Genomic DNA, 22,230 nt, shown 5'->3' on the forward strand with positions numbered 1-22,230 from the left:
AATACGTGCTCGAACCCGCCGACCTCGAACCCTGGCTCGCCGCAGCGGTCCGAGCCCTCACCCACGGCAGCGCATCGGGCAAGTGGGACATCAACAAGTGGGTCAGGGCCCACCAGGACCTGCTCGCCCAAGTCGACGCCAGCCGTGAGGAAGAGCCCCCGCAGCGGCTCCTCCCCGCTGCGGGTGTCTATCAGTGGGAGGGAGATCGGGCCGCGTAAATGCGGGGCCGGTATGGAACACCCTCGGGCGTAAATTTATCCGAGGGTGTTTCGTGTTCACCGCAGTGTCCGACTGGTCGACTAATAGGACTCCGTTAGGTCTGTCTCGATCTTGGTGTCGTGTGCGGTCTGCTGGGCAAGGGCTGGTGGCAGGTGGTGCAAAAGCCTGTCCAGCACCTCAGGGCATCTTGGAGGGCGTCGAGGGTCTGGTAGAGGGTGAGCCCGTTGTGGGTGCTTTTGGGGCCAGACGCTGTTCGGTAAGAAAGGCGTGGGCGGCGGTCACGAGGGTGACGTGGTGGTGCCAGCCGGGCCAGGACCGGCCTTCGAAGTGGTCCAGTCCCAGGCCGTACTTGAGTTCGCGGTAGTCGTGCTCGATGCGCCGGCGGACCTTGGCCAGGCGGACCAGATCGGTGATCGGGGTGTCGGCCGGCAGGCTGGACAGCCAGTAGTCGGTGGGCGCCTCGGCGTCCTGGGGCCGCTCGACCAGCAGCCAGCAGTCGGGCAGGACGCCGTCCCACCATCCTTGTTCGGCCGAGGCCGAGGCCGCGGCCCGGATCGGGCGCTCGACGGCCTTGCCCGCGGGGCGGACGCGCACGGCGGCGAAGCGGGAGCGTAACGCGCCGCGCGAGCCGTGCCGCCAGGTGAGGGAGACGAAATGCGTCCTGTCCGAGGCCGGCGGCCAGGGCTGCCACCGAGGGCGCGGGCTGGCGGTAGCGGGGCTGGTGCCGGCACCCGGTGGGGCCGTTGCGGTCCGGGGCCACGGGCTTGGCGTCGAGCGGGTGGGCACTCACGTCCGTGCGGACGGCCGGCACATAGTCGATTCCGCGCTCGGACAGGCGACCGGGGTGGGGCGGCGTGTGGTGAGTCGGGTGATCAGGCGTCTGATCTCGGCGAGGCTGAGGTGGGTGAGCTGGGAGGATCCGTTGGTCAGCAGTCACGGCAAGCACCGTTGCAGTACTAGGCCGTGCCGGGTGAGAACGGACACGAACTTCCGTGACCGGAACTGCGAGCCGCGATCCGAATGCACAATGCACCCGGCCACTTGGCCACGGCGGGCGACGGCGGATTCCAGCGCGTTCACCGCGAGGCGGGACTTCATCCGGGAGTCGATGGAATAGCCCACGATGCGGCCGGAGAACACGTCCTTGACCGCGCACAGATACAGCTTGCCCTCGCCGGTCGCGTGCTCCGTGATGTCGGTGAGCCACAGCCGGTTCGGTCCGTCGGCGGCGAAGTTACGCCGCACCCGGTCATCGTGGACCGGCGGTCCGGCCTTGGCGTTCTTCCCCCGGCCCCTGCGCTTGCCGAAGGCACTCCACCAGCCGTTGTCCCGGCAGATCCGCCAGGCGGTCCGCTCGACCATCGCCTCACCGGCGGCGCGTGCTTCGTCGAGCAGGAAGCGGTGACCGAACTCGGGATCGTCGCGGTGCGCGTCGAACAGGGCGTTGGCTCGGTACGCCTCGGCCAGTTCGGCGTCGGTGACCGGGCAGGCCAGCCACCGGTAGTAGGGCTGGCGGGCCAGCCCGAGCACCCGGCACGTCACCGCCACCGGCACCCGGTAAGGGGCGTCGGTGGCGGCCAGCTCGCGGACGAGCGGGTACATCATTTTGCCGGCAGGTTCGCCTGCGACAGATACGCCGCCGCCCTCCTGAGCACCTGGTTCTCCTGCTCCAGCAGCCGGATCCGTTTGCGTGCCTCGCGCAGCTCGGCCGACTCACCCGACGCCGTCGCGGGCCTGGCGCCCTCGTCGACCTCGGCGCGACGCAGCCACTTCGACAGCGTGATTGGGTGGACGTCGAAATCGGCAGCGATCTCCAACGTGACACCGGGCTCGCGGTTGCGCGCGACCCGCACGACGTCCTCGCGGAACTCCTTCGGATACGGCTTGGGCACTGCAACATCCTTCCAGGCCGCTTCTCAGCAAGCCAGGTCAGGTGTCACCCAACCGTGCAGCAGTCCCCCGCACCATCACCACGTGAGACAACCTCTAAGGGTTGACACCGCCCATGCATACTGCACCAAGCTTGCCCCAGCCCTTGGGGGCATTGCTGCTGAATCCGCCGGGGCGGATAGTCCCTTCGAGGAGGTAAATCTCGTAGAAGTCGTCCCAGCGATACACGACGGCATTGACCGGGAGGTTGTTAACATACGAGCGGATTCCGCCACGGAATCCATACGTACCGTGGTGCTGCAGGTAGATGCACGCCTTTGTGCTGGTCGATGTGACATCGATGGTTCCATAGTCGGGGGTGTCCCAGAGGCAGAGCTTGCCGCTCGGGCATCCACCTACGGCAGCGGCAGGTGTTGCGTTAACCAGTGCGCTGCCAGTGACAACGGCGAGTGTAGTGACGAGTGCTGCGCCTATGCGCTTAAGCTTCATGCGGGAGTGTCCAATCCTAGTCACTGCGGAATGTGTCGCCAGGAGGTCAGCGAGGCGCCCGCCACCCGGACGTCCTGGTGTATCGCCGAAGGTCATGAACCGTCTGACGGGGCTCTGAACTATGGCGGTTGCTCCCGGCCGTCGCCCGGTATGCATCAGCACGGGGTCGTCAGGCGGTGGCAGCGGTAGCTTAGCTGATCTTCACTTCAGCGCACCTGAATTACTGACTTCGGCTCGTTAGGGTGAGGTTGGGTCGTCGAGGGTCAGGCCGGTGCCCGCAATGAAGCCGTCGAGGGTTTCGGGGCGGTACTGGAGGCGTTTGAGCCGGTTGCGTACGAGGGCTTCGAGCCGGTCGAGGGCGACCACGGCGAGGTTGGCCAGGCTGCGCTTGACGTACGCCCATACCCACTCGACGGGGTTCAGGTCCGGCGAGTAGGCGGGCAGCAGGAAAACCGTCAGCCAGTCACGCTCGGCGATCAGCTCGCGCATGGCGTGGGAGACGTGGGTGTTGAGCCGGTCCCAGACCAGCACGATCGGAAGCTCTGCCTCTGGGACACCCCCAGTTCACCCTCGACGAGCAGCTCGCGCAGCTCCTTCGGGGCGAGTAGGCCATGGCCCGCAGCCCTTGCCGCCCGGCCCAGCCTCTGTCGGAGCACTACGGCGACCTGGTCCGCGTCGCGCTGATGGAAGCCAGACCGGCTGGCCTGCACAGGGTCCAGCTCGTTGCCGCCACACGGCTGAAGCAGTCCCAGGTCCAGCGCGGTATCCGGCACCTTCGCGATGTCGGCGCCGCGGAGAACCTCACCCCGATCACCTGGCGGCGCAAGGACGGCTACATGTTCTCCGATGACCCCGCGGACTGGATCGAGTACGAGAAGAGGCAGCTCGCCCAGGCCCTCGGCCGCCTCACCCGGGTGATCACGGGCACGCTCGCCCCGCACCTTGCCCGCTGCCCCGACGACGAGTTGGCGACTTCACACAAGGCGATCACATGTTCGATATCCGTGCTAGGGTCGCACCTGATCAGTGACTAACAGTCAGGACTGGGGACATTATGGGTTTCGTTCGCAGGCGTTGGATGTCGGTGGCTGCGCTCGCGGCCACGCTGGGGCCCATGGCGGCCTCTCCGGCCTGGGCTGCCTCAACAGTCTTCGACTTTCCGGTGAACGGACGCGACGAACCGGACATCTACCGGGACATCCCCGGCACCGCGACCACCTTTGACGCCGCCGCTGGTGAGAAGTCCTACCTCTGGTCCCGCAACCTGTCTGCAACCGCGGTCACGGCGCTGCGAAGCGGTGACAACATCGGTACGACCTTCGCCGTCCGCTGCCGGTACGCGAGCGGTGCCGTGCTACCGCAGGGTACTGAGACCGGCGCCTACTGGGCGGCCAACCTCGTCCCGCCCGGCGAGACGAGCTTGAACCCGGGGCTGCGCTGGATGTTCCAAGCGCCCACCACCAGCACCTACACGTGCCGGTTGTCGGTGACGAGCTACTCCAGCATCATCAACGCAGACCGTCAGGTCACGATGCGGATCCCGGCGGGCGCCGAACTCGGCCGTCTGGCCACCAGCTCGGCATCCCGCTGGACCCTGCCCGCCGCGAGCGCCACCACCGTGGCACGGGGCACGACCGCCACCACCCTCGGCTACACCCACACCGTGCCGGCCGGCGGCGAGCGCACCACGATCGTCCAGGACGCCAACCTCACCACCTGCGTCGCCGGCTCTCCCTACTGCGACGGTGGCAGCACCGCCTACCACGGCACCGACGTGGAGACCTGGATCGAAGCGCAGCCACAGACACCCAGTGGCGCCCTCTGCGGCGGCCCCATCAAGGGGCCGGTCGCCAAGTGGAGCATCTCCAACGCCAAACACCACCAGACGGCCACCAACACCCTCAACATCACCACGGCCCAACTCGGCGGCTGCAACCAGGTCCGCACCACCCTCAGGGTGCGCCACACCGCAGGCAACCCCGTACACGTCCACGCCGGTCACGCCTCCGAGCAGATCGCCGCCACCCACGGCCTCGCCTACACCCTCTAAGAGGGCGGTTCGTGAGTTTTTGAGTGGCTCTGTCGTCGCCTGATGGTGTGGGCACGGGCGGAAGCTGCCGGTCCGCAGCCGGTGGTCTGCTGGTGTGGCGGGGTGAGTGAACGCAAGCCGTACCCGAGCGACTTATCGGACGAGCAATGGGCTCTGATCGAGCCGGTGATCACCGCGTGGAAGGACCGGCACCGCTCGGTCAGCGGCCACCAGGGCGTCTACGAGATGCGGGAGATCGTCAACGCGATCCTCTACCAGGGCCGGACCGGCTGCCAGTGGGCCTACCTGCCTCACGATCTACCGCCGAAGAGCGCGACGTACTACTACTTCGCTGCTTGGCGGGACGACGGAACAGACCAGGTCATCCACGAACTCCTGCGCTGCCAGGTCCGTGAGAAGGCCCGGCGATTAGAGGACCCGACCCTGATGGTGCTGGACACCCAGAGTGTCCACGCGGCCGCCGGGGTCCCCGCCTCCACGACCGGCCGGGATCCGGCGAAGCGGGTGCCGGGCCGCAAACGGGGACTGGCCGTGGACGTGCTCGGGCTGGTCATCGCCGTCATCGTGCTGGCCGCGAACAGCCACGACAACGCCGCGGGCATCGCCCTGCTGGACCAGGTCGTCGAGCACGCGGCGGCACCGTCCGCAAAGCCCTGGTCGACCAGGGCTTCAAGAACCAGGTCGTCGCACACGGCGTGGCCTGGGCATCGACGTCGAGACCGTCGAACGCAACCCGCATCAGGCGGGGTTCGTTCCGCAGCCGAAGCGGTGGAGGGTCGAGCAGACCTACGGGATCTTGATACTGCACCGGCGTCTGGTCCGCGACTACGAGCACCGCCCGTCCTCCTCCGCCTCCCGCGTCTACTGGGCGATGACCCATGTCATGGCCCGACGCCTCACCGGCGCGAACACTCCCACCTGGCGCGATGCGCAGGCGGTGGCAGCGTGAACATCGAGCCCCTACTCGACGCACTCGGCCTCCAGGAGGCCGCCCGGTCCCTGGCCGACGATCTCCGCACCCAGATCACGCAACTGCAGGGGCGACTGCGCGAGGCCGAGACTCACCTCGAGCACCTGGCGATCACCCGGAAGACCGTCACCGTCCTCGCCGACCGGCTCCCCACCCAGGCCGCCTCACCCGAACTGCCCGACCACCCGGACTACCCCCGCATCCTCGCCGTGTTCAACGACGACAGTGGCCCGATGCGGGCCCGTGATGTCTGCGAAGCCCTCGACCACGTACTGCTGCCGAAGAACATCGAAGGCACCCGCGCCAAGCTGAAACGCCTGGTCAAGCTCGGCATACTCACCGAGATCGACACCGGCAGCTTCGTCAGGAAGCAGTAACCGACAAGGTCCGCGACCAGCAGCCCTGCCCCAACCTCACCTCGGAACGGACATCAACTCACGAACCGCCCTCTGAGAGGATCGAGTCATGGCACGTCCGTCCCCCTACCCTCCCGAGCTTCGTGAGCGTGCGGTGCGCATGGTCGCGGAGATCCGTCCCAACTACCCGACGGAGTGGGCCGCGATGAAGGCGGTCGCCGCGAAGCTGGGCATCGGTTCCGCTGAGACAGTGCGGACGTGGGTCCGCAAGGCCGAGGTCGACACCGGTCGGCGGCCCGGTGTCACGTCCGAGGAGGCCGCGGAGATCAAGCGGCTGCGGGCCGAGAACTCCGAGTTGCGCCGGGCGAATGAGATCCTCAAGGCGGCCTCGGCCTTCTTCGCGGCCGAGCTCGACCGGCCGTCGAAACGCTCGTAGCGTTCATCGACGCCCACCGGCAGGTGTTCGGAGTCGAGCCGATCTGCAAAGTCCTGACCAGCCACGGACTGAAGATCGCGACGAGCACCTACTACGCCGCCAAAAGCCGCACTCCCAGTGCACGATCGATCCGCGACGCAGAGCTGAAGACGCAGATCAGCCGCGTCCACGCCGACAACTTCGGCGTCTACGGAGTGCGGAAGGTCTGGCGGGCTGCACCGTGAGGGCATACCCGTGGCCCGCTGCACGGTCGCCCGGCTGATGCGTGATCTCGGCCTTGAGGGTGCCCGACGCGGGAAGAAGATCCGCACCACCATCCGCGACGATGGCCATGGGCGGGCCTGTGACCTGCTGGAACGTGACTTCACCGCATCCCGTCCGAACGAGCGGTGGGTTGCCGACTTCACCTATGCCGCGACCTGGTCCGGCATCGTCTACGTCGCCTTCGTCGTGGACGTGTTCTCCCGGGCGATCGTCGGCTGGTCGGTCGCCACCAGCAAGCGGTCCAAGCTCGTCCTCGACGCTCTGGACATGGCCCTGTGGCGCCGCGACCGGTAGCATCCCCGCAGGTCCCGGGCTCGTTCATCACTCGGACGCGGGCAGCCAGTACACGTCTTTCGCGTTCACCGCCCACCTCATCGAGGCCGGCATCGACGCCTCGATCGGCACCGTCGGCGACGCCCTGGACAACGCGCTCATGGAATCCCAGATCGGCCTCTACAAAACCGAGCTGATCAAGCCCCGCAGGCCCTGGCACGGCCTGGCCGACGTGGAACTCGGCACCGCGGAATGGGTCGACTGGTTCAACAACCAGCGCCTCCATACCGCGATCGGGACATCCCGCCCCACGAGCACGAGACCAACCACTACGCTCAACGCCAGCCCCAACCGGCAGCTGGAGTCAACGCATAGAGCCTCCATCGAACCCGGAGCGGTGCAACCCAGCGTCTGGGGATGACTTTGAAGCCCTTCTGATTTGGGTCGCGGCGGACGACGTCGACGTCGATACCCAGGCGGGCGCCGTGCTCTATGGCTTTCGTCCGGTAGCCGGAGTCGGCCCACGCCTTGGTGACGCGTGGATGAGCCTTGGCGATATTCGAAAGCAGGTAGATGCCGCCGGTGTTGTCGGAGACGCTGGCGGCGGTGACCCACACGGCCAGGAGAAGCCCGAGAGTGTCCACGCCGATGTGGCGCTTGCGTCCTGCGATCTTCTTGCCCGCGTCAATGCCCTGGTAGCGGCCGGGACGTTGGCGGACGTCTTGATGCTCTGCGCGTCGAGGACACGCACTCGGTTCGGCGTCCCGCCCTCGGCCTCTCACAAGTCGGCGGAGGAGGCCGTTGAGCTGATCGAACACGCCGTCCTTCTGCCAGGCCGCGAAGTACCCGTACGCCGTCTCCCACGGAGCGAAGTCATGAGGCAGGTACCGTCATGGGATCCCGGTCCGGTCGACATAGAGGATGGCGTCCATGACGCGGCGCTGGTCGTGCTCGGGTGGCCGGCCGATGTCCAGACCCTTCCCTCTCCGCTCGGCCCGCCAGGCTGTCAGAGTTGGTTCCAGTAGTTCCCATCGGGCATCGGACAGGTCACTCGGATACGGCCGGTGTCGAGGCATGTTTCTGGCAGTACCGCCGACAGCTCCTCGACTGCAGGGCGCAAAAAGGGCTGAACGGGGCGCGTTGGGATCAGACAGGAGCGAAGGGACCGAAACGGACCCTCGACCGTCATCACCAGCCGCAGGCGGCGCGGCGGTGGCCAGCAGCCTCAACAGTCCCAGGCAAGTCGACCACCCAAAAAGCAGCCAAACACCCCTGACGGGACAAAACTCTTTGACTGCCTGTTTCTGAATGTCTGTTGGGCAACTCGCGTTCTTAGGCTGACTGACCAGATCGGTCGCTCGGTGGGAGCGCACCGCTCGCGTCTGGTGGTATGCCGTATGCCGTATGCCTGTGGCGCCAGGGGCCCTGCGGCTGGTTTCCGCTCTGTCGTTCCAATGCGGAACGCAATAGAACTATCGGGCTGAGTGATGGGTGTGCGGGTGGTGGCCCCTCTGGTCTGCGGGCGTGTGGCAACACGTCTGTCTTGTAGTGGTCCGCTGCCTTACTCCTGTCCCGGTACGGCCGCCGGTTATGTACATCGGGCATCGGATTGTTCGATCGGCCGGTGGCCGGGCGGCGCGCGCGCTCGCGCGGCAACCGTTCGCACTCTGCACTGCTGCACCGCACCCGGTCCCGACCGAAGGAGCTGTTCATGCAGAGACCACGCCACCTGATACGCGCACTGCTGTCAGCCGTGCTGCTGGTGGTGGGGCTGATGGCCTTCCCTGCCACCGCCTCGGCCACCACCACCGCCGACCCGCTGCCCACGGGATGCGTCGATGTCAGCGATGACGCCACCGTGCGGATCACCTGCAAGGTGACGGTCGACCTTCAGGTGGTCGACATTGACGTCCGGTGCGACGGCCACGACAAACCCGGCGTCAACGGCACCACGCTGATCTTCAACGAGCAGAGGGGCACCTGCAAGACCGACATCGAGACCGCCGCGGGCAAGGTCAGCATTGCCTGCATGGGCAGCGGTCCGAACAGCTTCGAGTTCAACACGGCGACGCTCACCTTCAAGGACTACAGCAGGGGCCAGTGCAACACGACCGTCAAATCAGCAGGTGGCGACTCCGCGACCGTGGACACCAAGGGCAGTACGGAGACAGAGATCGTCCTCACCGCCACGACGATCGAGGTCACCAGCACCGGCCCTGCCACCGTTTCGGTTGGCAATGTCACCTTCAACTGCGCCAACTCGAACAAGGTACGCGTCGACCTCAACCAACCTCTGGGTTCGCAGGTAAAGGTCACCGGCTGCAACTACTGACTTTCAAAGCGTGGTGTCGTAGGGGCTGACGCCTCATGATCCCTGCGGTATGCCGACCGCATGAGGTATGCGCAAGGGCGGGCTGACCGACGAACGGCGTTCCGCGAGAAGTTGCGGTTGCAGGCAGCCGAGCGGTTCAGGCAGGGCGACGAGAACACGGTCATCGCTCACGACCTGCGAGTCAGCGTCCGGTCGGTACAGCGTTGGGGCAAGGCTTGGTCGCAAGACGGGCCGAGAGCCCTGGCCTCGAAGAGCCCGGCGTCGCTGCCGCTGCTCAGTGAGGTTTTCTCAACGGTGATCACTTCCAGATTCCGTTGAGGACGAGGGCCGCGCGGGCGATGTCGCCGATGCGGCTGGGGCTGAGCGTGACGTGCTGCAGGGTGCGCCATCGCTGCTTGAGTTCGGCGGCGGTGCGCTCGCCGAGCGCCGTAGGTGTCGCAGCAGGGTGTTGGACATGCGGGTGTCGACGTGAAGCGCCTGCTCGGACTTGCCTTTTGGGCGTCGGACGGGGATGCGGATGCCGATGCCGGCGCCGATGTAGCCCTTGTCCGCCAGGGTCGGCAGGCCGTCGGCCGCCGCCTTGTAGAGGGCGGGCAGGGCATGAATGCGTGCGGCGGTGATGTCGGGGTAGAGCCGGGCTCGACGCCGGAGACCCACAGCGGGGTGCCGTCCGGAGCGGCCAGGAACTGCACGTTGCCGCCGAACGCCTTGTGTTTCTGGCTGAACCACAGGTCGTTGCCGTTGTCGCGGACACCGGCCAGCCGGTTCGATTCGATCAGCGTGCCGTCCAGGATCACGTGGGTCATACCTTCGCGCCGACAACGGTCCAGGACTTCATGCAGGTCCGGGGCCTGGTCGGCGAGGACATCGATGCCCTCGTGCAGGTAGGGGTACCCGGTGGCCTGTGAGACTCCGGCATCCCGGGCCAGGCAGTGTACGCAGCCGCGCTCTCGGAACCAGCGCAGCACCAGCACCGCCTGGCGGAACGGGCCAAGCGCCCGGCTGCCGCGCGGGGTACCGATGTGCCGTCGGTGCGCGGCGAGCAGACGCGACAGGTACTCCACGACATGGCGCGGGACATCGAGCATGACAACATAGGTGACCAACGTGAAGCCTCTGGTGGTTACGGACATGATCTTGTGGTGAGACCTGTCCTACCAGGGGCTTTACGTCTGTCCGAGTGGTGTGGCGCCTCTCGCCGGTGATCCACACCGGTTCACTTCGATCATTTCACTGAGAAAACCTCAGTAATCAGCAGCCGAGTCGTCGGGGGGTGTCGGGCGGCGAATCGTAAGAAGCCACGGACGCAGACCACTGAAAGCCACACCCGACACCCCTGGGTGAACCAACCCTACGAATGGCTCGCTCATCCCGATCAACAAGGTAGGGACCACTCAGCCACATCGGAACTACTCGTCTAGCTGCAGGTCAGGTAGTTGTAGGCAAGCCGCGCGTTGCCTTCGGCGTCGTAGAACTTGTACCTGCCGTTGGCGTCGCGGGTGAGCTTGAAGCCCTTACGGGCTACGTATTCGTCCGGGTTACCGTCACCGTTGGTGTCCCTCAGCCAATCGGGATGGCCCATCGCATCGGTGAACGTCTCCCGGCCAGCGATCCCGTCCCAGCTGGAAAGGAGGCGCCTATATTGATAATTATAGGTGGCTGTGGCTGTTTTGGTGCCGTAAATGCCGTCGATGTCGGACCAGTCCAGAAGGCCGTGCGCCCACAAGACCTTCTGCCACAGGCAGGTGGCGTTGGAGTAGGCGTGTGCTGGTGGACAGGACGCCTTCGTCATGGAAGTCGTCCCGGTAGTTGCCAGCACCCTGGATATAGGGAAGCCCGCTGTAGGTTCCGCTGGCGGACGCGGGAGCGGCGGTCAAACCGCCGATCGCCAGCGCAGCCACGGCGGCCGTCAGCCCAGTCGCAAGGCGCGATGTGATTCGCGCAGGCATAGTTTCCCCCTTGAGGAACGAAGAAGGGCTGTCAGCCCATCTCTGGTGGACCCTTGTGTTCCCAGAACGTACGGTCCACACCATAAGACCGCGTCCCACGGGTTGAACCCTCGCTCAGACCAGCGCGGTAGCCGCCCCGGTTCCTACAACTTCCGTGGTACCGCAGAAGTTGGACACTCATCCTCCGGGAACCCCGCATTCTGAACTACTCGTCTAGTACTCCAGTCTGACTTTGCGATCTTGTGGCCGTACCCGGCGGGGAACGGTACGGCCACCGCGTGATCATCGGTTGGTGTGTGGACAAACGAAGATCGTGCGGTGGCCGCTGGCCATAGCGTAGACCCCGCCCGCTGGCGGGCAATGTTCGACCAGGCCATGGCCCGGATCGCGGGCCGGTTCGGCCGAGTTGAGCCGAGGGCGAGCGCCCGCTCTATCTGCTCGGACTACTGTCTTGCGTCGAGCGGAAGAACTGCTGGCGGCTGGCCGAACAGGCTGGTCACGCGCGGCCGGGGCCGATGCAGCGGCTGCTGCGCTACGCCCGCTGGGACGTCGATGCCGTCCGCGACGACATCCGCGCCTACGCCGTCGAACACCTCGGCACCGACGGTGGTGTCCTCATCGTGGACGAGACCGGTTTCGTGAAGAAGGGCCATGCCTCGGCGGGAGTGCAACGCCAGTACACCGGCACCGCGGGACGCATCAAGAACTCCCAGGTCGGGGTCTACGGCACCTACACCCTGACCGACCGCAAGTCCGGTACCAGTGACACGTACGACGAGCACGGCACGCTGCTGAGGGTGACGGACCAGACCAGGACGATCACGGTCGACCAGCACGACGAGGGCGGCGAGCACAAGGGCTTCAAGCTGACCGAGATCCGCTCCGGCTGCTGGATCGACCTGGTCAAACGTACGGCAATGGGGGGCTGGGTACCGGACGGCCGGTCGTTCGCGCGGAGCGTCTCGATCGCTTCCGTCGTGCGGTTCGCCGCCTGGTCGAACTCGCCGAGATATGCGTGGATCAGCCCCGTGGTGTTGAGCGCCCGGGCGAGTAGCGTAGGCGGTCGAGGCCGCGGAGCGGGCGTAGCCGCTCTGTTGGCAGTCGACCGCCTGGCAATTTCGCCACGATGGCCGTGGCTGCGACCGGTGGAGCGGCGCACGGCGGGCTCAGGTCACGGCTGCCGTTGAGTATTGCCTGGTGCAGGCGCTGCAGTTCCTGCCCCGGGTCGCTACCGAGTTCATCGGCGAGCAAGCCTCGAAGGTGCCGGTAGTGGGCGAGGGCGTCGGCGCCTGCGGTACAGGGCAAGCATGTACTGGGCGGCCAGCCGCTCGTCCAGCGGATGGGTGGCGCTGTGCTGGGCGGGCATGGCAAGCAGCGCGGTATGTTCCCCCAGGCGCAGCCGCAGGTCTGTGTAGTCCAGCTCGGCGGCCCGTCGCTCCTTGCAGAGAGCGCGTCGCGGGCCGTGTTGAACCAAGGGGTATCGATGGCGAGGGGCTCCCCATTACCGTTTTGGTGGCCCCGCAATGGGGCGCCCGGCCTTCGGAGTTGGCATGACTTTCTCCCCTGTCGAACGCATGGCCCGGGGTGGTGTCACCGGCTCCGGAGGCATCGACAGACCGCTGATTAGGGGCATGACCACCGGCTTCTTCGCAGGTCGGGAGGCTCTTCGTAATGTGGATGTGGCGATCGGTGCCGTGGGACGGCTGGGCGGGAACGACCGAAGGACGCACGTGATCGACGTCAGCGACATCGGCGCCTTCCTCGGACTGGACGTCGGCAAGGGCGAACACCGCCACCGCCGTCACCACGACCGGGAAGAAGGCCTTCGACAAGCGGTTACCCAACAGCGAACCCAAGCTCCGGGAGGTCTTCGGCAAGCTGCAGGCCAAGCACGGGACCGTGCTCGTCGTGGTCGACCAGCCGGCCTCCATCGGCGCTCTGCCGCTGGCAGTCGCGAGGGACATGGGCTGCCCGGTCGCCTATCTGCCCGGCCTGACGATGCGGCGGATCGCCGATCTCTATCCGGGCGAGGCCAAGACTGATGCCCGCGACGCCTTCGTCATCGCGGACGCGGCCCGGGTCATGCCGCACACGCTCCGCTCGGTCGAACTGGAAGACGAGACCATCGCCGAACTGGAGATGATCGTCGGCTTCGATGACGACCTGGCCGGAGAAGCCACCCGGATCAGCAACCGGCTCCGCGGCCTGCTCACGCAGATCCACCCGCACGTGGAACGAGTCCTCGGCCCGCGCATCCAGCACGCCGCCGTGCTCACGCTGCTGGAACGGCTCGGGTCTCCGGCCCAGATCCGCAAGGCCGGACGCCGCAAGCTCGTGACCCTCCTGCGGCCGAAGGCGCCGCGGATGGCCGAGCGGCTGGTCGAAGAGATCTTCACCGCGCTGGACGAGCAGACCGTGGTCGTCCCGGGCACGGATGCGGCCGCGCTGATCGTTCCGAGCCTGGCCAGCTCGCTGACCGCTGTCCTTGACCAGCGGAAACTGCTGGCCGGACGGATCGAGGACCTGCTGGAGGCCCACCCTCTTTCCAGGTCCTGACCTCGATGCCGGGCATCGGCGTCAGGACCGGAGCCAGGATCTTGATCGACGTGGGCGATGGCAGTTCGTTCCCCTCCGCCGCCCACCTCGCCGCCTATCCGGCCTCGCCCCGGCAACCCGCAGCTCGGGTTCGTCGATCCGTGGCGAGCAACCGTCCCGGAGAGGAAACAAGCAGCTCAAACGGGCCTTCTTCCTCTCCGCGTTCGCTGCCCTGGCCGACCCGGCATCCCGCACCTACTACGACAAGAAGATCAGCCAGGGCAAGCACCACACCCAAGCCCTCCTCTGCCTCGCCAGACGACGAACCGACGTCCTCTTCGCGACCCCAAACCGCCCCATCAGCTTGACCAAACCCATAGGGGCACCCCCCCCGCCACAGGGCCAGTGCCTCCTCGAACAGAGCCACCGCCCGCGCATCGTCGTCGGCCTGTTGAGTCAGCCCGAGCAACCGGTGAAATCGGTGCACGTCGACCCTCGATTCGTCGGCGGTGAGCACATATCCGCCGCCCGCCGTCCGGGTGATCATCCCTGGCAGCAGGCGGCGCAACCGGGAGACATAGCCGTACAGGGCCTGCTTGGCACGTTGCGGCGGCCCGTCCCCCCAACACCCGGTGCACTAGCGATCAACCGCCACCGGCCGATTGGCGTCCACGAGCAGACCGGCCAGCACCGTCTGCTGTCGTGCCGTTCCAAGATTCACCGAGGGCATCATCCGTGTGTGCCTCAAACCCACCCAGCAGGCACAACTCCACGCCCGACCCCCGTCCCTGTCCGGCCGCAGACACGGCCCCACCAGGAAATTCTAGATTTGCTGCAGGTTCGCTGCACGACTGCGAGGCACGGTTGTACCCGCCACCGCGAAGCAGCAGGGAAGTGCGGCAGAGTCCGCGCTTCCTCGCTGCATTCACGGCCGGGCGGACACTAGGTCGCTGCCGATGTGTAGTCAATCCCAGGAGCGCTATGCGTGGTATCATCCACAGAGCGGGGCGCCGCCCCAAGCGCCGTGCGATGGCCCGCTCGGACGGTGCAACTGTCGCCACCCTCACAGGCACGCGTTCAATGAGTTGTGCGGCAGGCGGGTTCTGGCGGTGGACGGCAAGGTTGGCCCCGCGACGTGGCCGTATCTGCGTCAGAGGGCGGTTCGTGAGTTGATGTCCGTTCCGAGGTGAGGTTGGGGCAGGGCTGCTGGTCGCGGACCTTGTCGGTTACTGCTTCCTGGCGAAGCTGCCGGTGTCGATCTCGGTGAGTATGCCGAGCTTGACCAGGCGTTTCAGCTTGGCGCGGGTGCCTTCGATGTTCTTCGGCAGCAGTACGTGGTCGAGGGCTTCGCAGACATCACGGGCCCGCATCGGGCCACTGTCGTCGTTGAACACGGCGAGGATGCGGGGGTAGTCCGGGTGGTCGGGCAGTTCGGGTGAGGCGGCCTGGGTGGGGAGCCGGTCGGCGAGGACGGTGACGGTCTTCCGGGTGATCGCCAGGTGCTCGAGGTGAGTCTCGGCCTCGCGCAGTCGCCCCTGCAGTTGCGTGATCTGGGTGCGGAGATCGTCGGCCAGGGACCGGGCGGCCTCCTCCTGGAGGCCGAGTGCGTCGAGTAGGGGCTCGATGTTCACGCTGCCACCGCCTGCGCATCGCGCCAGGTGGGAGTGTTCGCGCCGGTGAGGCGTCGGGCCATGACATGGGTCATCGCCCAGTAGACGCGGGAGGCGGAGGAGGACGGGCGGTGCTCGTAGTCGCGGACCAGACGCCGGTGCAGTATCAAGATCCCGTAGGTCTGCTCGACCCTCCACCGCTTCGGCTGCGGAACGAACCCCGCCTGATGCGGGTTGCGTTCGACGGTCTCGACGTCGATGCCCAGGCCGGCGCCGTGTGCGACGACCTGGTTCTTGAAGCCCTGGTCGACCAGGGCTTTGCGGACGGTGCCGCCGGCGTGCTCGACGACCTGGTCCAGCAGGGCGATGCCCGCGGCGTTGTCGTGGCTGTTCGCGGCCAGCACGATGACGGCGATGACCAGCCCGAGCACGTCCACGGCCAGTCCCCGTTTGCGGCCCGGCACCCGCTTCGCCGGATCCCGGCCGGTCGTGGAGGCGGGGACCCCGGCGGCCGCGTGGACACTCTGGGTGTCCAGCACCATCAGGGTCGGGTCCTCTAATCGCCGGGCCTTCTCACGGACCTGGCAGCGCAGGAGTTCGTGGATGACCTGGTCTGTTCCGTCGTCCCGCCAAGCAGCGAAGTAGTAGTACGTCGCGCTCTTCGGCGGTAGATCGTGAGGCAGGTAGGCCCACTGGCAGCCGGTCCGGCCCTGGTAGAGGATCGCGTTGACGATCTCCCGCATCTCGTAGACGCCCTGGTGGCCGCTGACCGAGCGGTGCCGGTCCTTCCACGCGGTGATCACCGGCTCGATCAGAGCCCATTGCTCGTCCGATAAGTCGCTCGGGTACGGCTTGCGTTCACTCACCCCGCCACACCAGCAGACCACCGGCTGCGGACCGGCAGATTCCGCCCGTGCCCACACCATCAGGCGACGACAGAGCCACTCAAAAACTCACGAACCGCCCTCTCAGGTGTACGTCTGCTGGGACGAGAACGACTGACACCAGCCATGGCTAGGTGTATTGCCCTGTGAGGTTGGGGACGCGGCTGGCGGGTGGCTGGCCCTTGAGCGCGGTGTGTCCGCGGTGGTGATTGTAGGTGTGCAGCCAGCTGGGGAAGGCGTCACGTCTTTCCTGCTCTGACTGGTAGGGGCGGGCGTAGGCCCACTCGTCGAGCAGGGTGCGGTTGAAGCGTTCGACCTTGCCGTTGGTCTGGGGCCGGTAAGGCCGGGTTCGCTTGTGGGTGATCCCGGCCGCTGCCAGCGCGTCGCGCCAGGCACGGGAGCGGTAGCAGGAGCCGTTGTCGGTCAGGACCCGCTCGATGCTGATTCCCGCCTGTGCGAAGAAGGTCTGGGCCCGCTGCCAGAAGCCGGTGGCGGTCTCCTTCTTCTCGTCGGTGTGTATCTCGCTGTAGGCCAGGCGGGAGTGGTTGTCGACGGCGGTGTGCAGGTAGCTGTAGCCGACGCTGGACCGTTTGGCACGACCGGCCTGGCGGCCGAGGACCTTGTGGCCGCCGCCGTCGGGGATGTTGCCCAGCTTCTTGATGTCGACGTGGACCAGCTCGCCGGGCTTGTCGCGTTCGTAGCGGCGTATGACACGGCCCGTTGCCCGGTCCAGATGGGCGAGGCGGGCCAGGCCGTAGCGGGTCAGGACCCGATGCACGGTCGAGGGCACCAGGTGCAGCAGGTGCGCGATGCGAGCCGGGCCCCACCGGCGCAGCACGCGGACCTTGATGATGCGCCGCTCGGTGCGGGTCGGGGTGCGGCGCGGGCTCGTGTGCGGGCGGGAGGACACATCACTCATCCCGGCCTCGCCGGACGCCCGGTAGCGGTCGGCCCACCGCTGAGCGGTGGTGGGCGAGACCTGGAAGCGTTCAGCGGCCCGGCGAAGAGTCCAGCCGTCCTCGACCACGCAGCGGGCCAGACGCAGCCGTCCAGTCTCGGTCAGGGGTGCATTACGGTGGGGCACGAGGGCCTTTCTGTTGGTGTAGACGTCGCAATCCACACCGAACCGGAAGGCCCTCACCTGTTCAAGATCCCTCAGCCGAGACCTGGCTCACCCGTCCACAACCTCCCCGGACAGAACAGCTAGGGCCCAGACCGGCGTCCGCTGAGACAAGGCCGAAGTGGCGCGGGAGCTGCTGAGTATGGCGCGCACGCCCGATGACACGCCTGCATGGCGCCCTGGCTGCCCGACCGAAGAGAATGGGTATCGGCAAGTACGACGACATGGTGCGAGCTGCCTTGCCCTCGCGGGGACCGGTCAGTCTTGACGTCGACAATGGAAACTTTGTTCAGGGGGAACTTGATGAGGGTTCACAAGAGGCTCGGTGTCGCGATTGCCGCGCTCTCCATCGTGGGAGCGACGCAGGCGACAGCGGCGGCTACCGGCTCCGGTGAGGTCGGGGTGCAAGCGAAGTCCGACTGTCCGCGCGGATGGTTCTGCGTGTGGCCGCGGGCCAACTACCAGGGCACGATGCAGAAGGTGCAGTACGACAACGCGGACCTCTTCCAGTACGGAGGCGCCTTCAAGAACGGCGTCGTGTCCATGTTCAACAACGGCAACAGCTGCGACGTGACGGTGTACATCAACACCAACTACCGGGGCAACGGAGGGACCCTGGAACGCGGAGAGTCTGTGTCTAGCATGCCGTCCACCCCGATCGGCTCCAACGACTGGGTCAACTGCCGCTGACCACACGGTTGAGCGTGACTCCGATCCACTGACTGCCAGCGGGCGACAGCAGAACGATACCGCCCGCCGGCAGTCAGGTCGTCGCCCAGTTGACGCCGAGGTCGGCCAGCGCCTAGCGACCTGAGTCAGAGATTCGAGCGTCACTGACCTTTTCGCAGGGTTGTCGCTGTCAGTGAGCCGGGAGTCCTGCCAGGTGAAGCCGCGGTGATCGCCTCGCAAGTGCTCGACGGCCTCGGTGATGTACCGGTACGCGGTCGTGACTACGGTTCGAAGGCCAGCGGTACCGCTGGCCTTCGAACCGCTCACACCCGATGACGCGCCGGGCCTCTCCGCCGTGCCCCGCCCCTTCCGCGGACGCGCCGGGTCGGGGGCGAAGCTTCGATATCCGTCCGGAGCGTCCCCTACCCTGCCCTCGTCGGCGGGGGAGGGCCGCTCTCAAGAATCGGGGAAGGGGACGGATCCGTGTACAGCATCATCGTCGTACCACCGGCTTGCGCCGGGCCGGACGGCCAGATCAGGATCGCCACAGGCGAGCGGCTCGCCTTCGGCAGGGCGCCTGCCGACGACCGTCTCACCATCGCGCACGAAGGGGTGCCCCGGGCCGCCGGGGAGATCACCGCGCACCTGACCTTCTGGCTGCTGAGCAACCTCAGCGAGGACCAGACCTACGTGGTCGAGAACCCGGAGGGCGCGGGGGAGCACATCAAGGTCGCCCCGGGCCGCGTGGACGCCCCCGTGCCGTTCGAGTTCTCGCGCGTGGTCCTGCCCGCGGCGGGCGACCTGCTCGCCTTCGACGTCTGGGCGCCGGGCCACGCCTTCCGCAGCGTCGCGCGGACCGGGCTCTCCGGGGACGTGACGGCCCCGGCGTTCCTGCTTGACCGCACCAAGCGATACTTCGCGGTGCTGACCGCCCTGTGCGAGCCCCGCCTGCGTGGCGAGCCGCACGCTCCCCTCCCGGCGGTCGAGCAACTGGTGGAGCGTCTGCGGGCGGTGTGGCCGACGGTCACCAGGAGCGCGGTCTACTGGAACATCGACTACCTGGCCGTCAAGCTGCGCCTCCGGACCGACCCGGACACGGCCGGACCCGCACGGCGAGCCAACGGGAAGAAGGACTCCCTGGTCTCGCTCGCCCTGCGCTTCGACCTCGTCCGCGAGGACGACCTGGCCCTGCTGGCCGCGGCACCGGGCGAGGCGGCCGGATGACCTGGCAGCAGCCGCACGCGGTCCCCGTACCGCGGGGCTACCGCGTGGGGGACTGGGAGGTGCGGGAACCGCTGGCGTCGGGTGCCTTCGCGACCGTCTACGCGGGCAGGCCGGCCGCCGGGGCGGATCCGGCCCTGCCCCGCCGGGCCGCCCTGAAGTTCCTGCCGACCGGCACCCGCACCCCGCGCCAACTGCGCCACCTGCGCGAACTGGCCGAACGCGAGGTGGAGGTGCTGGCCCGTCTGCGGACCCCCCGCCTCATCCGCATGTTCGAGACGCTGACCGTCGACGACCCGGACCACCCGGAGCTGGATGGGGCCACCGTCATCGTCCTGGAGCGGGCGGAGGGCTCCCTGGACGCCGTACTCGCCCACGACCCGAGACCGGCGTCGGGGCCCGCGATGCTGGCGCAGGTCTGCGAAGGCCTGTATCAGCTGCACCGCGCGGGCTGGGTCCACGGCGATCTGAAGCCACCAACGTGCTGCTGATGGAGGACGGTTCGGTACGGCTGGCCGACTTCAACATGGCGGCGGAACTGGACGGCACCCACGCCTATGCCCCGGTTTTCGCCACGCCCGACTACACCCCGCCGGAGCTGCTGTGGCCGGAGATGGACGAGCGGGGCATCCGGATCCGCCCATCCGCCGACATCTGGGCCTTCGGCGTCTTCGCGCACCTCGTCCTGACCGGTACCTTCCCACTGCCCGGCGGCAGCGCGGAGGCCCGCGCCGACGCGGCGACGCGCTACGCGCGCGGCGCCGAGGAGCTGCGCCTGTCTCCCGAACTCCCCGAACCCTGGAGGATAATCGTTCTGGCCTGTCTGGCCCCCACCCACGCGCGGCGCGTCACGGCCGAGACCCTGCTGCGGCAGGTGGAGCGGGCGGCACACGTTCCCCACTCGGCCCGCTCGCCGCGCCTGCGCGCCCCCTTCCGGCGCCGGCACCCGGTGGCGGCGGTGCTGCTGACGGCGATGCTGGCGCTCCCGGCGCTGCTGATCGGCGGGGCGTACGCGTACGTCCACCACGATGACGGGACGCCGGTGTACGAGGCGCTGCCGGCGGCGTCGAGGGCCCCGACCCACACGGGCGGCGCGAAGCCGTTCGGCTACCACCGCTGCCCGCCCGACAGCGTCTGTTTCTTCAGTGAGCACAACGGCAACGGCGAGATGTGCGACTGGCGGGGCGACGACGCGGACTGGCAGGCGGGGGAGCGGACGTGTGCGTGGGCGGACGGCCGACCGGTCCGCTCCATCTTCAACAACCTCACGGACGAACGGAAGAACCACGACGTGGCCTACTACCGCGGCACGGACTTCCAGCCGGCTGGACTCGACCGCTCCCGGGAGGCCCAGCGCACCGGTTGCACCAAGCTGCACGGCATGGGCAACCTGTCGGGCACGTACGCGCCGCGCTCACACCGGCTGGTCGACAGTTGCGCCACCGGGGAGACGTCGATGGTGGGGCGGATCCTGTCGCTGTTCGACTGAGCCGACCGGCGACGGGGAAGGGGTGCCGAGCCCCCGCGGGCGATCCTGGAACGTTCGAGGTACCACCCGCAGCCCGGGGATCCGCGGCGATGCCTGCGCCGCCACGGTGGACCGGCACGACACATCGGAGGAACCCTCCGGCGCCATCGACCAGGAGGAAGATCCATGAAACGCGCAGGTGTATGGGGGAGCAAGGCCGGACTCGTCTCCGGGGCGCCGCTCCTGGCGGGCGTGGGCCTCGGGGCCGCCACCGCACCGGTGCAGGCCGGAGCCCTCGCGTAGAGCTGACCCGGAGGGGGTCGTCTGCTTCACCACGGGCGACGACGGCACCGGGGACCGGCGCGCGCTTACAGACCCACACCCGCGAGTCGGAGCGGCGGGCACGGACGCGCAGGAAGCAAGAGAGGCTCCTCGGTGCTTTTGAGCATGGCAACTGCCAGCTACCGAGGAGCCTCTCCTTCATGCGCCATCGCCCCAGCGATCACCCGATCCAGAACCCAGTTCGACTGAACAAGCCCACCGAGCGGTATACGGATGGCCTCTCGGCAGGGACATGCCCAGCAAAGGGGCTACGCAACGATCAGTACCACGATCGAGCGATCACGCACCGAGGAAGATCGGACTTAGCGCTCACTCAGGCGGTGATGCGGTTGAAGTTGTTCCAGCCGTGGCCGATTTGGCGGCTGCTGCTGTACGGCTTGCCGTCGTCACGGATGAAGTTGTTGGAGTAGAGCCACATGGTGCCGTCGGGCTTGAGTGCCACCAGGTCGGTGAATCCGTCGCCGGTCGCATCGGCCGCGATGATGCGGTTGAAGTTGTTCCAGCCGTGGCCGATTTGGCGGCTGCTGCTGTACGGCTTGCCGTCGTCACGGATGAAGTTGTTGGAGTAGAGCCACATGGTGCCGTCGGGCTTGAGTGCCACCAGGTCGGTGAATCCGTCGCCGGTCGCATCGGCCGCGATGATGCGGTCGTAGTTGTTCCAGCCGTGGCCGATTTGGCGGCTGCTGCTGTACGGCTTGCCGTCGTCACGGATGAAGTTGTTGAGTAGAGCCACATGGTGCCGTCGGGCTTGAGTGCCACCAGGTCGGTGAATCCGTCGCCGGTCGCATCGGCCGCGATGATGCGGTTGAAGTTGTTCCAGCCGTGGCCGACGGCGGCTGCTGCTGTACGGCTTGCCGTCGTCACGGATGAAGTTGTTGGAGTAGAGCCACATGGTGCCGTCGGGCTTGAGTGCCACCAGGTCGGTGAATCCGTCGCCGGTCGCATCCGCCGGGATGATGCGGTCGTAGTTGTTCCAGCCGTGGCCGATTTGGCGGCTGCTGCTGTACGGCTTGCCGTCGTCACGCAGGAAGTTGTTGGAGTACAGCCACATCGTGCCGTCGGACTTCGACGCCACCAGGTCGGAGAACGAGTCACCCGTCACGCTGTGGGTGGTCCTTCCGGGCTCCTCCCACTGCCACCAGCTCGTCTGCTT

The 22,230-nt window shown here is 67.2% G+C and carries 13 protein-coding genes and 13 pseudogenes; 13 read left to right on the forward strand and 13 right to left on the reverse strand.

All coding sequences use genetic code 11. The features are described from left to right. Nucleotides 1-5: 5 nt before the first annotated feature. Nucleotides 6-218, forward strand: coding sequence for a hypothetical protein (locus ACLGIH_RS34890; RefSeq protein WP_416529228.1), 213 nt, complete (start codon nt 6-8; stop codon nt 216-218). Nucleotides 219-396: 178 nt separating this feature from the next. On the opposite strand, the pseudogene ACLGIH_RS34895 reads toward ACLGIH_RS34890, so the two are convergent. The 4 genes and pseudogenes from ACLGIH_RS34895 to ACLGIH_RS34910 form a co-directional block, all read right to left on the reverse strand. Continuing rightward, a pseudogene (locus tag ACLGIH_RS34895) lies at nt 397-1,054 on the reverse strand (IS701 family transposase); the annotation flags it as partial. A 122-nt stretch (nt 1,055-1,176) separates the two neighbouring features. Next, nucleotides 1,177-2,111: pseudogene (locus ACLGIH_RS34900) on the reverse strand (IS3 family transposase); the annotation flags it as partial. Between the two features lie 94 nt (nt 2,112-2,205). Continuing rightward, entirely contained in the window at nt 2,206-2,598 is a 393-nt protein-coding gene (locus tag ACLGIH_RS34905) for a peptidase inhibitor family I36 protein (RefSeq protein ID WP_416529229.1), read from the reverse strand. Between the two features lie 237 nt (nt 2,599-2,835). After that, nucleotides 2,836-3,135 (reverse strand): annotated as a pseudogene (locus ACLGIH_RS34910) (transposase); the annotation flags it as partial. A 74-nt stretch (nt 3,136-3,209) separates the two neighbouring features. On the opposite strand from ACLGIH_RS34910, the gene ACLGIH_RS34915 reads away from it, so the two are divergent. The 5 genes and pseudogenes from ACLGIH_RS34915 (at nt 3,210) to ACLGIH_RS34935 (ending at nt 7,322) form a co-directional block, all read left to right on the forward strand. Then, nucleotides 3,210-3,632, forward strand: a complete 423-nt coding sequence (locus tag ACLGIH_RS34915; RefSeq protein WP_416529230.1) for a hypothetical protein — start codon at nt 3,210-3,212, stop codon at nt 3,630-3,632. A 128-nt stretch (nt 3,633-3,760) separates the two neighbouring features. Beyond that, complete coding sequence (locus ACLGIH_RS34920; protein WP_416529231.1) at nt 3,761-4,648, forward strand: hypothetical protein; 888 nt, start codon at nt 3,761-3,763, stop codon at nt 4,646-4,648. A gap of 102 nt (nt 4,649-4,750) precedes the next feature. Then, a pseudogene (locus ACLGIH_RS34925) lies at nt 4,751-5,597 on the forward strand (IS5 family transposase). After that, nucleotides 5,594-5,995: a hypothetical protein gene (locus ACLGIH_RS34930; RefSeq protein ID WP_416529232.1), complete on the forward strand. Its 402-nt coding sequence runs from the start codon at nt 5,594-5,596 to the stop codon at nt 5,993-5,995. The pseudogene ACLGIH_RS34925 and the gene ACLGIH_RS34930 overlap by 4 nt, the downstream one beginning before the upstream one ends. Nucleotides 5,996-6,083: 88 nt before the next feature. Further along, a pseudogene (locus ACLGIH_RS34935) lies at nt 6,084-7,322 on the forward strand (IS3 family transposase). Here ACLGIH_RS34935 and ACLGIH_RS34940 read toward each other — a convergent pair. After that, a pseudogene (locus tag ACLGIH_RS34940) lies at nt 7,319-8,023 on the reverse strand (IS5 family transposase); the annotation flags it as partial. The pseudogenes ACLGIH_RS34935 and ACLGIH_RS34940 sit on opposite strands and share 4 nt — an antisense overlap. A gap of 548 nt (nt 8,024-8,571) precedes the next feature. Between ACLGIH_RS34940 and ACLGIH_RS34945 the strand changes: the two are divergent. Next, nucleotides 8,572-9,279, forward strand: coding sequence for a hypothetical protein (locus ACLGIH_RS34945; RefSeq protein ID WP_416529233.1), 708 nt, complete (start codon nt 8,572-8,574; stop codon nt 9,277-9,279). A 60-nt stretch (nt 9,280-9,339) separates the two neighbouring features. After that, a pseudogene (locus ACLGIH_RS34950) lies at nt 9,340-9,561 on the forward strand (helix-turn-helix domain-containing protein); the annotation flags it as partial. 16 nt (nt 9,562-9,577) lie between these two features. On the opposite strand, the pseudogene ACLGIH_RS34955 reads toward ACLGIH_RS34950, so the two are convergent. Then, nucleotides 9,578-10,385, reverse strand: a pseudogene (locus ACLGIH_RS34955) (transposase family protein). 311 nt (nt 10,386-10,696) lie between these two features. Beyond that, nucleotides 10,697-11,071 carry a peptidoglycan-binding domain-containing protein gene (locus ACLGIH_RS34960; protein ID WP_416529235.1) on the reverse strand — a complete coding sequence of 125 codons (375 nt, stop codon included), beginning with the start codon at nt 11,069-11,071 and terminating at the stop codon, nt 10,697-10,699. 532 nt (nt 11,072-11,603) lie between these two features. Here ACLGIH_RS34960 and ACLGIH_RS34965 point away from each other — a divergent pair. Further along, nucleotides 11,604-11,962, forward strand: a pseudogene (locus tag ACLGIH_RS34965) (transposase); the annotation flags it as partial. Nucleotides 11,963-12,248: 286 nt separating this feature from the next. On the opposite strand, the pseudogene ACLGIH_RS34970 reads toward ACLGIH_RS34965, so the two are convergent. Then, nucleotides 12,249-12,702 (reverse strand): annotated as a pseudogene (locus tag ACLGIH_RS34970) (BTAD domain-containing putative transcriptional regulator). 256 nt (nt 12,703-12,958) lie between these two features. Between ACLGIH_RS34970 and ACLGIH_RS34975 the strand changes: the two are divergent. Further along, nucleotides 12,959-14,106: pseudogene (locus tag ACLGIH_RS34975) on the forward strand (IS110 family RNA-guided transposase); the annotation flags it as partial. An 81-nt stretch (nt 14,107-14,187) separates the two neighbouring features. On the opposite strand, the pseudogene ACLGIH_RS34980 reads toward ACLGIH_RS34975, so the two are convergent. From ACLGIH_RS34980 to ACLGIH_RS34995, 4 genes and pseudogenes are all read right to left on the reverse strand, one after another. Beyond that, nucleotides 14,188-14,310 (reverse strand): annotated as a pseudogene (locus tag ACLGIH_RS34980) (hypothetical protein); the annotation flags it as partial. A 679-nt stretch (nt 14,311-14,989) separates the two neighbouring features. After that, entirely contained in the window at nt 14,990-15,394 is a 405-nt protein-coding gene (locus ACLGIH_RS34985; protein WP_416523145.1) for a hypothetical protein, read from the reverse strand. Further along, nucleotides 15,391-16,239 carry an IS5 family transposase gene (locus tag ACLGIH_RS34990; protein WP_416523144.1) on the reverse strand — a complete coding sequence of 283 codons (849 nt, stop codon included), beginning with the start codon at nt 16,237-16,239 and terminating at the stop codon, nt 15,391-15,393. The genes ACLGIH_RS34985 and ACLGIH_RS34990 overlap by 4 nt, the downstream gene beginning before the upstream one ends. Before the next feature lie 148 nt (nt 16,240-16,387). After that, complete coding sequence (locus tag ACLGIH_RS34995) at nt 16,388-17,341, reverse strand: IS481 family transposase (RefSeq protein WP_416529236.1); 954 nt, start codon at nt 17,339-17,341, stop codon at nt 16,388-16,390. A gap of 339 nt (nt 17,342-17,680) precedes the next feature. Between ACLGIH_RS34995 and ACLGIH_RS35000 the strand changes: the two genes are divergently transcribed. The 3 genes and pseudogenes from ACLGIH_RS35000 to ACLGIH_RS35010 all read left to right on the forward strand — a co-directional run bounded on the left by ACLGIH_RS35000 (nt 17,681) and on the right by ACLGIH_RS35010 (nt 20,756). Next, on the forward strand, nt 17,681-18,067 hold the full coding sequence (locus ACLGIH_RS35000; protein ID WP_416523143.1) for a peptidase inhibitor family I36 protein: 387 nt from the start codon (nt 17,681-17,683) through the stop codon (nt 18,065-18,067). Between the two features lie 462 nt (nt 18,068-18,529). Further along, nucleotides 18,530-19,270: an FHA domain-containing protein gene (locus ACLGIH_RS35005; RefSeq protein ID WP_416529237.1), complete on the forward strand. Its 741-nt coding sequence runs from the start codon at nt 18,530-18,532 to the stop codon at nt 19,268-19,270. Further along, nucleotides 19,267-20,756 (forward strand): annotated as a pseudogene (locus tag ACLGIH_RS35010) (serine/threonine-protein kinase). Before ACLGIH_RS35005 ends, ACLGIH_RS35010 begins: the two are co-directional and overlap by 4 nt. A 634-nt stretch (nt 20,757-21,390) precedes the next feature. On the opposite strand, the gene ACLGIH_RS35015 reads toward ACLGIH_RS35010, so the two are convergent. Then, nucleotides 21,391-22,230: FG-GAP repeat domain-containing protein (locus ACLGIH_RS35015; protein WP_416529238.1), on the reverse strand; the 840-nt coding region annotated here is incomplete at its 5' end.

Origin of the sequence: Streptomyces hamibioticus, from assembly GCF_047946815.1 — a bacterium.
GTDB lineage: Bacteria > Actinomycetota > Actinomycetes > Streptomycetales > Streptomycetaceae > Streptomyces.

Coding starts and splice junctions, on each gene's coding strand:
- ACLGIH_RS35000 (WP_416523143.1), top strand. CDS start 17,681: ATGAGGGTTCACAAGAGGCTCGGTGTCGCGATTGCCGCGCTCTCCATC.
- ACLGIH_RS34905 (WP_416529229.1), bottom strand. CDS start 2,598: ATGAAGCTTAAGCGCATAGGCGCAGCACTCGTCACTACACTCGCCGTT.
- ACLGIH_RS34960 (WP_416529235.1), bottom strand. CDS start 11,071: ATGACGAAGGCGTCCTGTCCACCAGCACACGCCTACTCCAACGCCACC.
- ACLGIH_RS34915 (WP_416529230.1), top strand. CDS start 3,210: ATGGCCCGCAGCCCTTGCCGCCCGGCCCAGCCTCTGTCGGAGCACTAC.